15 protein-coding genes are annotated in these 12,886 nt (G+C 69.8%); 3 read left to right on the plus strand and 12 right to left on the minus strand.

Features of this window, described 5'->3' with window-relative positions:
- The first annotated feature begins 35 nt into the window (after positions 1–35).
- The gene (locus tag OHA65_RS30300; protein ID WP_327280728.1) at positions 36–1,157 is read left to right on the plus strand and encodes an IS630 family transposase; all 1,122 of its coding nucleotides are present in this window, start codon (positions 36–38) and stop codon (positions 1,155–1,157) included.
- On the opposite strand, the gene OHA65_RS30305 is transcribed toward OHA65_RS30300, so the two are convergent.
- From OHA65_RS30305 to OHA65_RS30340, 8 genes are all read right to left on the minus strand, one after another.
- A complete protein-coding gene (locus OHA65_RS30305; protein WP_405762801.1) occupies positions 1,113–1,718 on the minus strand; it encodes a hypothetical protein in 606 nt (201 codons plus the stop codon). The two genes, OHA65_RS30300 and OHA65_RS30305, sit on opposite strands and share 45 nt — an antisense overlap.
- Positions 1,719–1,769: 51 nt before the next feature.
- Complete coding sequence (locus tag OHA65_RS30310) at positions 1,770–2,801, minus strand: serine hydrolase domain-containing protein (RefSeq protein WP_405762804.1); 1,032 nt, start codon at positions 2,799–2,801, stop codon at positions 1,770–1,772.
- A gap of 87 nt (positions 2,802–2,888) precedes the next feature.
- Positions 2,889–3,986, minus strand: a complete 1,098-nt coding sequence (locus OHA65_RS30315) for a glycosyltransferase family 4 protein (protein ID WP_405762807.1) — start codon at positions 3,984–3,986, stop codon at positions 2,889–2,891.
- Positions 3,983–4,519 carry a dCTP deaminase domain-containing protein gene (locus OHA65_RS30320; RefSeq protein ID WP_371645256.1) on the minus strand — a complete coding sequence of 179 codons (537 nt, stop codon included), beginning with the start codon at positions 4,517–4,519 and terminating at the stop codon, positions 3,983–3,985. The genes OHA65_RS30315 and OHA65_RS30320 overlap by 4 nt, the downstream gene beginning before the upstream one ends.
- Entirely contained in the window at positions 4,516–5,052 is a 537-nt protein-coding gene (dcd, locus tag OHA65_RS30325; protein WP_405762810.1) for a dCTP deaminase, read from the minus strand. Before dcd ends, OHA65_RS30320 begins: the two co-directional genes overlap by 4 nt.
- Entirely contained in the window at positions 5,049–6,269 is a 1,221-nt protein-coding gene (locus OHA65_RS30330; protein ID WP_405762813.1) for a metallophosphoesterase, read from the minus strand. Before OHA65_RS30330 ends, dcd begins: the two co-directional genes overlap by 4 nt.
- Complete coding sequence (locus OHA65_RS30335; RefSeq protein WP_405762815.1) at positions 6,266–7,585, minus strand: UDP-N-acetylglucosamine 1-carboxyvinyltransferase; 1,320 nt, start codon at positions 7,583–7,585, stop codon at positions 6,266–6,268. The genes OHA65_RS30330 and OHA65_RS30335 overlap by 4 nt, the downstream gene beginning before the upstream one ends.
- Positions 7,586–7,589: 4 nt before the next feature.
- On the minus strand, positions 7,590–8,030 hold the full coding sequence (locus OHA65_RS30340; RefSeq protein ID WP_405762818.1) for an ATP-binding protein: 441 nt from the start codon (positions 8,028–8,030) through the stop codon (positions 7,590–7,592).
- 176 nt (positions 8,031–8,206) lie between these two features.
- Between OHA65_RS30340 and OHA65_RS30345 the strand changes: the two genes are divergently transcribed.
- Positions 8,207–9,484 carry a helix-turn-helix domain-containing protein gene (locus OHA65_RS30345; RefSeq protein WP_405763459.1) on the plus strand — a complete coding sequence of 426 codons (1,278 nt, stop codon included), beginning with the start codon at positions 8,207–8,209 and terminating at the stop codon, positions 9,482–9,484.
- A complete protein-coding gene (locus OHA65_RS30350) occupies positions 9,481–10,035 on the plus strand; it encodes a flavoprotein (protein ID WP_405762820.1) in 555 nt (184 codons plus the stop codon). Before OHA65_RS30345 ends, OHA65_RS30350 begins: the two co-directional genes overlap by 4 nt.
- Before the next feature lie 110 nt (positions 10,036–10,145).
- Here OHA65_RS30350 and OHA65_RS30355 read toward each other — a convergent pair whose 3' ends face one another.
- The 4 genes from OHA65_RS30355 to OHA65_RS30370 form a co-directional block, all read right to left on the minus strand.
- Positions 10,146–10,367, minus strand: coding sequence for a hypothetical protein (locus OHA65_RS30355; protein ID WP_369476192.1), 222 nt, complete (start codon positions 10,365–10,367; stop codon positions 10,146–10,148).
- Positions 10,355–10,531 carry a hypothetical protein gene (locus OHA65_RS30360; protein WP_405762823.1) on the minus strand — a complete coding sequence of 59 codons (177 nt, stop codon included), beginning with the start codon at positions 10,529–10,531 and terminating at the stop codon, positions 10,355–10,357. Before OHA65_RS30360 ends, OHA65_RS30355 begins: the two co-directional genes overlap by 13 nt.
- A 112-nt stretch (positions 10,532–10,643) precedes the next feature.
- Entirely contained in the window at positions 10,644–12,344 is a 1,701-nt protein-coding gene (locus tag OHA65_RS30365; protein WP_369476188.1) for a relaxase/mobilization nuclease domain-containing protein, read from the minus strand.
- Positions 12,341–12,697, minus strand: a complete 357-nt coding sequence (locus OHA65_RS30370; RefSeq protein ID WP_405762827.1) for a plasmid mobilization protein — start codon at positions 12,695–12,697, stop codon at positions 12,341–12,343. Before OHA65_RS30370 ends, OHA65_RS30365 begins: the two co-directional genes overlap by 4 nt.
- Positions 12,698–12,886: the final 189 nt, after the last annotated feature.

Genomic DNA, 12,886 nt, shown 5'->3' on the forward strand with positions numbered 1-12,886 from the left:
GTGTCCTGCGCCGGAGATCCGTCGTTAGTTTATGTATGACTGCTTCTGCGGATGTGCCGGTGCCTCGTCGTGGTCCGAAGTTGGAACCGTTGTTGTTGTCTTCCGATGAGCGTGTGGTGTTGGAGCGTTGGGTCCGCAGGGCGTCATCTGCGCAGGCGGTGGCCTTGCGGGCCCGCATCGTGTTGGCGTGTGCCGGTGCTGATGTGCCGCCGATTGTCGTGGTGGCACGGGAGTTGCATATCGCGGCCGACACGGTCCGCAAGTGGCGTCGCCGGTTCCTGGCGGCCCGGCTGGACGGGCTGGTCGACGAGCCCCGGCCTGGCCGGCCACCCACCATCAGCGTTGATCAGGTGGAGGCGGTAGTGGTCGGCACGCTGGAGGAGATCCCGAAGAACGCCACTCACTGGTCGCGTTCATCGATGGCCGCCCGCAGTGGCCTGTCGAAGTCGACAGTGGGCCGGATCTGGCGGAAGTTCCAGCTCAAGCCCCATTTGAGCGACACGTTCAAGCTGTCGACGGACCCGCTGTTCGTGGAGAAGCTCTACGACGTGGTGGGGCTGTATTTCAACCCGCCCGAAGGAGCGGTGGTGCTGTCGGTGGACGAGAAGTCCCAGATCCAGGCTCTTGACCGCTCTCAGCCAGTGCTGCCGATGATGCCCGGCATGCCCGAGCGCCGCACTCACGACTATGTTCGCAACGGGCTGACCACCTTGTTCGCGGCCTTCGACGTCGCGACCGGTGAAGTCATCACCTCACTGCACCGTCGCCACCGGGCCGCGGAGTTCAAGAAGTTCCTCATCAAGATCGACAAAGAGGTCCCCGAACACCTTCAGGTCCACCTGATCTGCGACAACTACGGCACCCACAAAACCCCGGCCATCAAGACGTGGCTGGCCAAACACCCACGGTTCCACCTGCACTTCACACCCACCGGCTCCTCCTGGATCAACCAGGTTGAGCGATGGTTCGGCTTCCTCGCGGACCAGAAGATCCGCCGTGGCGCCCACAAGAGTGTGCGCTCCCTGGAAGCCGACATCCGAGCCTGGGTCAAGCAGTGGAACGAAAACCCGACCCCGTTCACCTGGACCAAGACAGCCGAAGAGATCCTCGACTCACTCGCCCGCTTCTGCCAACGGATCTCCGGCGCAGGACACTAGGCGAGCGGTATCGGCCTGTAGAGCATCGAACGCGACCGACGCCGCTGGCAATTCGCCGCAGACAGGACAGTAGCGGTGCTCGCTGAAGACGGCGTACTTGACCCGGCAGCCGGGACAGGTTCGGATCCGTACCAGGCGCTCCTCGTCGATACCCGGAAGAGGCCTGGGGTAGAAGGGCTTCCCGGGCTTGTAGGAGAAGGTCACCGGGCTTCCTCGCGAGCTCTTGCGGGCGAGGCCGCCGAGAATGTCGTGAAGTGACCGGCTGACGATCTGGGTGCCCAGGTCCTCGGCGACACGCAGCAGACGTTCCCGCTGCTGCGTAGTCATGAAGTCTGAATGGCCGCTGTGGTGGCCGCAGTAGACGCACCACAGCGTCAGATTGTCTGGAAGCCGTTCGTAATCGTCTGCGTCGATACGGAAGGTCATCGTGCAGTGCGGGCACTCGCGGCCGAGAAACCCGTCGTCGTCGGTGGGGACGGTGACCTGGATCTCGAAGGAATCGCCTTGGTGTCCGACTACGTGGGCACCCTCTGGCATACGGAACTCTTCGTTGTTCCACATGGCTGAATTGTGCCACTGGCCGCCGACAGTTGGGGTTTTCGTACACCTCGTCTATGAGAAGGCGGAGGCACAGTAGGTGTTGCGGATCCCAGCCAAGGGCTCGCGGTCGCGGTTGAAGCGGAGCTTATTGGTTAGGAGGACAGCCCAGCGGCCCCGGGTGTGGCTGATCCACATGCCGGTGCCGGTGAAGCCGTAGTGGACCCAGATGTCCTCGGTGGGGTCGGTGCCGGGGGCGGGGTGCCAGAAGAGGCCGCGGGCGGGGGTGAGGCCGCCAGTTTGGACGCGGAGGGATTCCTTGATCCAGGCCGGACCGAAGGCGGCTTGGGTGGGGGCGAGCATGTGGCGGAGGAAGCGGGCCAGGTCGTCGAGGGCCGAGAAGGTGCCGGCGATGCCGCAGACGCCGTCGAGGAGGCGGGCGGAGAAGTCGTGGGCGGTGCCCTTGAGGTGGGTGCCGGTGGTCTCGTCGTACTCGGTGGGGGCGCAGCGGGCTGCCTCGGCATCGGGGAGGGGGCCGAAGCGGGTCTGCGTCATGCCCAGGGGGTTCCAGATGCGGTCGGTGGCGAGCTGGTCCAGGGGCTGGCCGGAGAGGTGCTCGGCGAGGTAGCCGAGGACGAGGGCGGCTCGGTCGGTGTACTCGACGGCCTCGCCCGGCGGGCGGTGGAGGGCCTCGTGGAGGACGCCGTCGCGGATGTCCTGGGGGTCGGTGCCGTAGAGGTTCTTCAGGTTGGCGCGCAGCGGCAGGCCGGCGGTGTGCGTGAGCAGGTGGTGGGCCGTGGCCCGGGCTAGGGGGTGGCCTGCGACTTCGTCCCAGAAGGTTCCCAGCGGAGTGTGGAGCTGGAGCTTGCCCTCTTCGACCAGGGTGCCGATCGTCGACCAGACGGCGAGGATCTTGGTGAGGCTGGCCACGTCGAAGACGGTGTCCAGCCGCATGGGCTCGTCCGGGTGGTCGGGGTCGAGAAGGCCGACGGCTCCGCTGGCCTCGATGCCGTCGGCGTTCCCGACCGCCCACACCGCGCCGGGGTAGACCTCGTCGCGGACGCCGGTCTGGAGGAGGTCTTCGATCCGGTCGGTGGTGTGGGTCATGGTCTCCCGATCGTCGTGGGCCGCGGGTGGTCCGCTGGCTAGGTTAGTGACGCGGCCGGGGCGGTGCCGGCTGTGCCACGGGTGGTGTCAGGCGAGCCGCCGTCCGAGATCGGCGATGGCCGTGGCGGTGGCGCTGAGAGGGAAGCGGGCGGCGTTGGTGCGGCCGGATGCGCGGAGCATCTCCAAGAGGCCTGGGGTGGTGCGCAGGCGGTGGAGGTCGTGGGCGGCGGTGGTGGGGTTGGTGAAGTCGGTGGCCAGGCCGGTGCCGGAGAGGGCTTCGCTGAGTCCGGGAACGGGTTGGTAGAGGACGGGGAGTCCGCAGGCCTGGGCTTCGAGGGCGACGAGGCCCATGGCCTCCAGGGTGGTGGAGGGCACGGCGAGCACGTCGTGGTCGGCGAAGGCCTTCCAGAGTTGGGGGCGGCGGAACCAGCCGAGGTAGCGGACGCGGACGCCGAGCTTGCGGACGACCGGGGCGAGGTCGAGGAACTGGGCGCGCGGGGCGGCGATGCTCAGCTCGACCGAGCGGGTGGCCGCGACGGCTTGGAGGAGGGGTTCGAGGCCCTTCTCGGAGCTGAGGCGGCCTGCGAAGAGGATCCGCAGGTGGCTGGTGGAACGTCGGGCGGGCCGGGGCGGTGGGTCGGTGAGGAGGCGGTCGGGGATGCCCCAGGGGATCTTCTCGATCTTGCGCCTGTCCGTCTTGGGGGCGAGCTTGAGCAGGCGGTCGGCCATGGCGCCGGTGGGGACGACGATCGCGTCGGCAGCGGAGGCGGTCTCGCGGAGAACGCGTAGCTGCGTGGTGTGGTTCTCGGCGTGCAGGAGGTCGGTGCCGTGGACGAAGGCGATCCGGGGGTGGGCGGGTAGGGCACGCAGGAGGGCGGGGGTGGCGCCGAAGGCCAGGTGGTGCAGGTGCAGCACGCTGATCTGGCGCGGGTCGAGGGCGGCCGTCATGGCGTGGCGCAGGTTGGTGACGTACCGGCTGAAGGCGTGGCCGGCGATGCATTTGCCGGACGCGTGCAGCAGGTCGATGCCGGCCGGGGTGCGAGGTTGGGGGCCGTCGGGAGCGAGCATGAAGGCGCGGGCTGGGATGGCGGGCTGGGCGCCGGCGTAGAGGTCGAGGAAGAGTTCGACGCTTCCGCCGGGGCTGGGGAACGGCAGGTCGAGGGCGGTGGCGACGACGCGGTTCACCGGCGACCTCCGGGGTTCTCTTCGTAGAGGCGGGACGTCTCGATGCCCTCACTGGTGCGGTACTTGAGGCCGTGCTGCTGGTAGCTGGCCGGGGAGCCGTGCGTGCGGAGGAAGACGAGCTTGCCGAAGGTCATGCCGGGCCGGACGCGTACGGGGCGGGTGGCTCGGATCTCCAGGGTCCAGCGGATCGCGTGGCCCTGGTGCCCGAGCGGCGCGGAGACGTGGACCCAGATGCCGAGGGAGCCGATGGTCCGGTCCCCGTTGAGGAGCTGGGCGTACGTCTCGGAGCCGGTCCGCTCCAGGGTGTGGCCGAGGTAGAGGTGGCCCGGCGCCAGGACGTAGCCGTGGTCGGGGAGGGTGAGTTCGGAGAAGGCGGTGGGACTGGCGGCGTCGAGGTCGCCCTCGCAGACGCGGAGCGTGCTGCCCAGGCGCCAGTCGTACGCGTTGGGGGACAGGCGATCCGGGTCGTACGGGTCGATGGTGATGCGGCCCGCCTGGCGGGCGGCGGCGATGGCCGGTCCGGTGAGGATCACGAGGTCACCGCCGTACCGTCGAGGTCGCGCCAGTACGAGGAGGGCTGGGGCCCGGAGGCAGCCTGGTACTTGCCCTCGTACAGATCGATGGCGCCCTCGGAGACGAAGAACATGATCTGCCCGATCTTCATCCCGGCGTAGACGCGCACGGGACGGGTCGGGGTGAGCATCAGCGTCCACTGGCCGTGGAAGCCGATGTCACCGATGGGCGCGGTGATCTCGACGAACAGCCCCAGTCGGCCGACGGAGGAGCGACCGAAGAGCAGGGGGACGAAGAGGTCGGATCCCACCTCCTCCAGGGTGTGGCCGAGGTACAGCTCGCCGGGCTGCAGGACGTGGCCCTCGTCGCCGATCTCTGTGCGACGGGTGGGGTTTGGTCGGTGGGTGTCGAGTACCTGGTCGGTGTAGGTGAGCAGGGTCCCGCCCAGGCGGACGTTGTAGCTGTTCGGGTTGACCTGGGCCGGCATGAAGGGGGAGATCCGCAGTCGTCCGTCCAGCGCGGCGGAGGTGATCTCGGGTCCGGTGAGGATCACTGGTCGTCTCCGTGGGTCAGGATGCTCCTGATCGCCGAGCCGAGGCTGAGGCCGGCGGGGTGGGCTCGGATGCCTAGACAGGTGTCGGCGAGGTAGTCGGTGGTCAGCACGCTCGTCAGACCGACGGGGAGCGGATCGGGGGAGGCAATCAGGGGTCCTGCCTGCTCGGTGAGGTGAGTCAGCAGTGCAGCGGGGTCGTTACGGAAGGCCGGCGTGACCTGGGCCTCGACCAGGCTGTTGTCGAACGGCTCGATGGCCAGCAGATCTCCGGCGGTGAGGACTTCGCCGAGCAGCGTCGTGCGCACGGCGGTCTCGTTGAGGACGACGGCCTCGCTACCCAGTCCGCTGCGCAGCCGGTCGGCCAGTTCTCGGAGCAGGGCGTGGCGGTCGAGCGGCTTGTGCCGATAGGGCGCGACGAGACGACCCAGCGGCTCGGCCAGTTGTGCGTCGATGGAGGCGATCTGTTCACGGACAGAGTCGAGCGCAGTCGGCAGGACGGATCCCGAGGCGTCGGGGAAACGGGCGGTCCGTCCGATCCAGCCTTCGAGGGAGCGTTCGGCGACTGCGTAGCCGACGGCGAGTTCCTGCCCCTTGAGCACGATGGTGCTGCCGACCCGTTCGGGTCCGGTGTGTTCGGTGTGGCAGTGGCCGGCGAAGACCACGTCGAGGAAGGGGCACGCCTCGGCGAGCTGGAGGTCCTGCTCGAAGCCGGAGTGGCTGAGGAGGACCCAGGAGTCGACCTCGTGGTGGTGCGCGAGCATCAGCTCGCGCAGGGCGTGGACTGGATCGGTGATGCGGTGGCCGGACCGCTGCCCGACCGGGATCGACTTGAATGCCTGCTGGCCGATCACGGCCGTGACGGCCGTCCTTCGGCCCGCGATGTCCACGATGCGCAGACGTCGGAAGAGCGCGTTGCCGGTGGAGTACTCGACGACGTTCGCGCATACGGTCCGCTGGTGGAGGGCGGGCTCGAAGTAGTGCGGCCAGCCGTGGTTACCGGGAGCGACGACGTCGTACAGGGCGAGCAGGATGTCCCGTTCGAGCGCGCCCCGGCCGAGGCGGTAGTACCCGGTGCCCTCGAAGAAGTCGCCGCAGTCCACCAGCAGGCTGTCCGTGCGTGCCTGGTGGAGGTGCCCGAGCAGCGGGCCGCCGGCACCGAGGGCGGAGTGGACGTCGGTGGTGGCCATGATCTGTCGTAGGGAGCGGGACGTGGTCATGGCGCGACCTCGCAGATGTCGGCGCCGAGGTGGAGGAGCTTGCCGGGTAGGTCGGCGTGGCCGCGGCGGAGCTGGTCGACTCCGCCGAGGGTGGTGATGCCGCGGGCGGTCAGGGCGGCGACCATGAGCGCGGAGCCGGTGCGGATGTCGGTGGCCTCGACCCCGGCTCCGGTGAGGCGTTGCGGGCCGGTCAGCCGGCATTCGGTGGGGGAGATCTCCTCGATCTTCGCGCCGAGCCGGGCCAGCTGGGGCAGCAGGTTCCCGTGGCGGCCGGGGTTGATGGAGTCGGCGAACAGGTGTGTCCCGGGCTGGCCGAGGGCCAGTGCCATCAGGGGAGGCTCGAAATCGGCGTCCAGGCCGCCGACGGCGAGCGTGGCGATGGCGCGAAGGGGACGGGCCGTCGGCCGGGCGGCGCTCCCGTCGACCAGAAGGACGTCCTCCCTTACCGAGGTTGGGATGCCGAGCCGTTGCAGGGCTGCCTGCAACGGCACCACATCCCGACCTTGGACGCCCTCGATGCGCGCGGTCCCACCGGTGGCGGCGACGGCGCAGGCCAGGGTGCCTGCCTCGATCTTGTCGCCTGGTACGCGCCACGCCGGAGCCTCGGCCGGTGATGCCGGTGCCGGGCTGAGGTCCAGGACCTGTTCGCCGGCTCGGGTTTCCCATCCCACCGAGCGCAGGGCGTCCAGCACGGTGAGAACTTCCGGCGACAGGTTCGGCCGACCGAGGCGCAGCGCACGGCCCGCGACGACCGCACGCAGGACGGCGACGACCGTCGCACCGCGCGACCGGAATGGGAGCGCGTGGGAAACCGTTCCGGTCGCGGGTCGACCGGCCGCGACGTCATAGCCCTCGTCATGGACGGCGACACGGTCACCGAACGCCTCGTACACCCTGAAGTGCAGGTCCATGCCGCGCTCCCCGATCCGGCATCCCCCGGGCCAGGGCAGCCGGGCGTTCCCCTGTAGGGCGAGGACTGCGGGCACCAGGTAGTACGACGCGCGGATCCGTGCGGCCGGGGCCAGGTCGGGTTCCGCGGGTACGGCGTCAGGGGCCATGATCACCACGCTGTCGGGTCGTCCCACAGCTCGGGCGACGTGCCAGCCTGCTCCTTGGATCAAGGTGAGCATCCAGTGGACGTCGGCGCTGGCGGGGACGTTTTCCAGCTGGATGGTCCGGCGCACGGCTGCTGCGGCGGCCAGCAGCGGCAGGGCGGCGTTCTTGGAGCCGTCGACGGTGACCGAACCGGAGAGGGGACTCCCCGGACGTACGGCGATGACCTCCGCGCTCGTCGCAAGAGCTCGATGGGGTGCCATGCGTTCAACTCCTTTGCAGGGGAGGTTGCGTGATGGACGGCGTGACCGAGGTGGGTACGGACAGATCGAGCTCGGCCCAGCAGGACTTGCCGCCGGCGCTGTGGTCGACGCCGTGCCGGTCGGCGAGGGCGTCGATGATCAGCAGCCCGCGGCCGTCCTCGGTGTCCGTACAGGGCGGGCGTGCGTGGGGGAGGGCGGAACTCCGGTCGCGGACCTCGAAGCGCAGTCGGCTCCCGCGCAGGCGAGCGGTTACGGAAGCAGCTTCGTTTCCCGTGTGCTGAACGGCGTTCGCCAGCAGTTCGCCGGCCACGACCTCTGCTACGTACATGCCGTCGGCGCCGATGACCGAGCGCCAGCCCCTGATCTCGTTCATCACCTGGTGCCGGGCACGAGCGGCGCCCTCGGGCGTACTCGTGACGGCCAGCGTGACCTCGTGCACTTCCATGAGCAGCCTCCTGGAGGGGTGCGGTTCCACCAGGCAAGCGGGTCAGGAGGCGGCCTCGCGACGGGCCGCGCAGCCCCTGCATCGTTCATGCACGTTGTGCATGGCTGGCAAGTTCGTTGCAGCTAGGCTCGGTTGAGCAGGCAGGATCGGTCTCGGCAGAAGGGGCCGTGGCGGAGATGGTCGACACGCAGGGCGAGGTGCACCGGATCGGTGAACTGATCCGCCGGGCTCGGGTCTTACAGGGCCGCTCACAAGCGGACGTGGCCGGCGAGCTGGGGTATCACCAGTCGAAGATCAGTCGGCTGGAGGGCGGACGTGGAACGGACGACATCCGCGTCCTGCGCGACGTCGCCCGCATCCTGCGCATTCCTCCGGCCCGACTCGGTCTGGCGGAGGCCGACCCGGAAGCCGATCCCCACGACCCGGAGACAGAAGAAATGCTGCGCCGCCGTACCCTCCTTGCCGCCAGCGTCACCGCGTTCACAGCCTCGGTCGCGCCGACTGCTGCGCACCCCGCGCTCGTCCAGGCACTCCTGCCGGGGGTGCCGACGACTCCGACGGCGGAAGCGCCGGCGTCCGGGCAACTGCGAAACCGGGCCACGGCCATCCGGCGCCTCTGGAGCACTTGCGACTACGCGGAGTTGGAGCGGACCCTTCCCGGCCTGATCGCCGATCTTCGCCGCTGCATCGCCGACTCCCCGCAGGCCGAGGAGCTTCCCCGTTTCCTGGCCACGGCCTACCAGACCTCGGCCAGCCTCCTGCTGAAGCAGGGAGACCCCGGCACGGCTTGGCTCGCCGTCGGGCGCGCGATGGCCGAGGCCGAACGCTCGGGTGATCCGCTCGTCCTCGCCGCCAGCGTCCGCCTCCACGCGCACGTCCTGGTCCGCGAACAGCACGCCGGCCAGGCCGTCACGCTGATCAAGCACACGGCTTCACAACTCGCCGGTGCGTACGACCGGCAGCCCCGCCACCATCTCTCCGTGCTCGGGTTGCTGCTACTGCGCGGAGTCACGGCTGCCAGCAGGGCCGGGGACCGTGCTGCCACCGCAGAGTTCCTGGCCGAGGCCAAGGAGGTGGCGAAGTACGTCGCCCTGGACCACCCCGACGCATGGGCCAACTTCAGCCCCACCAACGTGGCCCTCCACGAGGTCAGCGCGGCCGTGTCCTTCGGCGACGCGGGCGTCGCCATCGACATCGCCCGTCCGCTCATGCGCCGACACATCCCGGTTCCCGAGCGCCGGGCCGCCCTATGGGTGGAGACCGCTCGTGCCTACGCACAGCAGGGCCGCCTCGCCGACGGCTACCAGGCCCTGCGGATCGCGGAGACCTGCGCAGCCCAGGACGTACGGCGACCAGCCGTCCGGGACCTGGTCGCCGACATGGCAGCCCGGGACCGTCGGCGTACGCTGCCAGAGCTCCACCACTTCTGCCGCCGACTGGGAGTACCCGCGTGACCGAGCCGCAGCGCAAGCCCTTCCTGTACGTCGTCGTCTGCGCGGCCGGGATCGCGGGCGACGTCGGCAAGCTGATCGACGCCGCGCACGAGCGGAGCTGGGACGTCGGTGTCGTCGCCACCCCGCAGGGGCTTCCCTTTCTCGACGTCGCCGCGGTCGAGGAGCGGACCGGTTACCCCGTCCGCTCCGCCTGGCGCGCGCCCGGGGACGCACGGTCCTTCCCACCCGCCGATGCGATCGCCGTGGCCCCGGCCACCTTCAACACGGTCAACAAGTGGGCGGCCGGTTTCGCGGACAACCTCGCCCTCGGCATCCTCTGCGAGGCTCCGGGCATGGGCATCCCCACCGCCGTCCTGCCCTACGTGAACACCGCCCTCGCGGCCCACCGCGCGTACCAGCGGAGCCTCGCAGAGCTGCGGGAGATGGGTGTTCTGGTCGGCAGCTACGAGCCTCACCGCCCGAAGTCCGGCGGCGGTGCCGACCGCTTCCGCTGGGAGGAAGCCGCTGACCTCCTGGCTCCGTTGCTGGCGGCAGGGGCCGCCCACCACTGATCCTGCGACTGCCAGCGGGTAAGGCCTGCCGGCCTTTCACATCGGGAATGCCTGCGACCGGTGACCGGGAGGTACCCGGTCACCGGTCGCAGAGTGCTGTTCCGGGCCCGTCAGTCTTCGTAGGGGAGGTATATGCCGCCGTCCGGAGCGGCGATGGCGCACAGGCGCTCGTACTCGGTGCGGTCTTTCTCGGTCATGTGCGGGAGTACGTCCATGACCATGCGGGCTTCGGGGTGCCGGGCGAAGTACGAGTACAAGAGCTCGATGAGGGCCTCCACGGCGGTGTCCTGCTCGAGGGCAGCCGCAGCGTTGCGGGCGCTCAGTGCTGCCACGGCTTCGAGTTCGGCGCGCGCGTGGCCTGGAAGGCGGTGGCCTGTTCGGCCCGTGTGAAGGGGCGCCCGTCACTGTGGGACCAGGTGTTGGTGTCGGGCCGGAGCTTGAAGTCCGCGTCCAGCAGCAGGGCGATGATTTCGACGCGCAGTTCGGTTTCGGGCATGCGGGGGTTCCTTACGGGATGGGGTCGGTGGTGATGTTTTCAATGCTCCGGAAAATCCCCGGTTTGGCTGACCGGGGATCGTCGGCTAGGTAGGGACGGACGCGTCCTGGCGTCAGCGCCGACGGGAGGCGTTGTTCGCGGCCTTCGGAACCGGTTGTGTGGTCGCCGCGCGCCGGGGGAGTGATGCTGCGGGATCGGCAGGCAGGTGCGCGAGACGGCGGAGACGCCAGACGAGGACGTCGCTGACGGAGGTGGCGCTGTCCAGCTCCCGGTGCCGCGTGGCTTCTGCGAGGAGGTGGGCCGGGTTGTGGCCTGCGGCCCGGGTATCGGCGAGTGTGGCCGCCAGGGCGGGCCAGCCCGGCTCGGCCAGAACTTGTTCGGCGATCTCGGGCAGCGCCTGGCGTAGGACGGCTGCCTGTCGTCGCTGCAGTGACAGGGAGCGGCCCCGCTGGTGGAGCACGGACATCGGCTGGGCGGCCGCGATCTCGTAGGCGACGCGCAGGTGTTCGGCGGCTTGGCGGGCGGCTTCGGCTTGCTGGGCGTGGTGCTTCCTGGCATGCCAGTTCGCCGCCGCGGTGACGAGGAAGAACGCGGTGTCGATGAGCATGGCGGTGGTGGCGCCGTCCTCTCCGCTGCCGAGGGCTGGTCCGCTGTGGGCGAGGTCGTGCGCGGCCTGGCGCAGGGCGTGGTCGTGCCCGCGTGCGGTGCGGACGTGGGAGCGGGAGGCGCGTTCGAACGCGAATGCTGCATCCCGGAGTTCTCGTCGGGTATGGGCGGCGGAGGTCTCGGCGAGCGCGTCGAGGACCTCGCCGGCTGCGGCGATCCGGGCTGCTGCCGTGCCGTCGTCGCCGTGCTCGATGAGCAGCAGTGCCTGCCAGGTCGCCGTGGTCGCGCGGCGGCGGGCGTACGCCGGGCCGGTCACCGGCGGGAGGGCGGGCTGCTCCGGCGAGACGCCCTCGTCCGAGGGGGATTTTGCAGGCAGGGTCCAGCGTTCGCGGACGCGGGGCAGGGAGAGGTCGGGGGCGAGCTTGGATCCCGAGTAGAAGACCGGTTCGCCGTTCTTGTTGCGGTCGTCGGGCAGGGCCACGGTGTAGCCGAGGAGGTCCCCGGACGGCGCCACACGCCGCTTGACGAGGAGACCGGTATGGGTGAGGCGGTCGAAGAACTCCTCCTCGCTTTGGGCGCCGGCCGCCGCGTGTCGGACGCTCTCGCGCAGTTCCTCCCTCGGGGTGCGTTCCCGCTGGTGGCGGGTGGCTTTGTGGCGCTCGGCGCTGGTGGGGCGCTGGGCTGCGGTTCCGTCGCCGGTGTTGAGACGGCGCAGGCCGTAGTCGGCCTCGATGAGACGGGCTTCGGCCTGGGAGCGCTTGGCTTCGTTGTGGCGGCGGGGCCGCCGGCCGTCCTCGCGGACGGTGGTGGCGATGATGTGGATGTGGTCGTCGGCGTGACGGACGGCTGCCCAGCGGCAGGCTGCGGTGTCGCCGTCGGGGGCTATGCCGGTGGCGGCGACCATGCGGCGGGCAATGTTGCCCCACTGCTCGTCGCTGAGGATCGGGTCCTCGGGTGCGGCACGTATGGACAGGTGCCACACGTGCTCGGTAGGGCGCCGTGACTTGGGCAGGGCTTCGACGGGCTGGTCGAGGAGCCTTTGCAGGTCTGCGTAAGTGGCTTTCGGGTTGCGTCCGGGGTCGGGGACGAGGCTGTCCCAGGCCGCCACGAGGTGCGGGTCGGTGTGTTCCTCGTGGGTGCCGGGGCCGTAGAGGTAGTGGATCAGGCCGATGGTGCGGGTGCCCATCTTGTGGACGCGGGGGATCATCCGGCGGGAGTCTCCGTCTCCAAGTAGCGCTGGGTGAAGTCCTCCACGCGTTCGGCGGTCCGTTGGACAGCGTCGAGGACCGCCTTGGCGTGCGGGGCGTCGGCGCCGGAGTTCAGGACGGTGGCGACCTGGTTGAGGTTGTTGCCGATCTGGCCGAGGGCCCTGCGCAGCGCGAACAGCTCTCTGGCCATCTCCCGGTGGGTGGCGATCTCGGCTTCGGTGTGGTCGAGGTCGCGTGCGGCCTTCAAAGCAGAGTGGGCGAGGAAGCTGGCGATGCTCATGCGGCAGGCAGACGCAGCGTGGGTGAGGAGCTGGAATTCATCGTCGTTCATGCGGCAGCTGGGCTGGTGCATGCGCTTCTTCTCGGCGAGCAGGCGTTCACGCTGGCGCGCGTGCGATGTCGTGGGGGCGGTGTGCGTGCAGCGGGGTGTGTGGCAGGTGTGTTGTCCCTCCGATTCGTGGTGCGATCCGGCCTTGGCCGCGTCCCGAAGGACCGGCACCCCCTGGTGCCGGTCTGCTCCCGCCACCCCTGGGGCGGGGGA

The sequence above is a fragment of the Streptomyces sp. NBC_00045 genome, from assembly GCF_045041095.1.
In the GTDB taxonomy this organism is placed as follows: domain Bacteria; phylum Actinomycetota; class Actinomycetes; order Streptomycetales; family Streptomycetaceae; genus Streptomyces.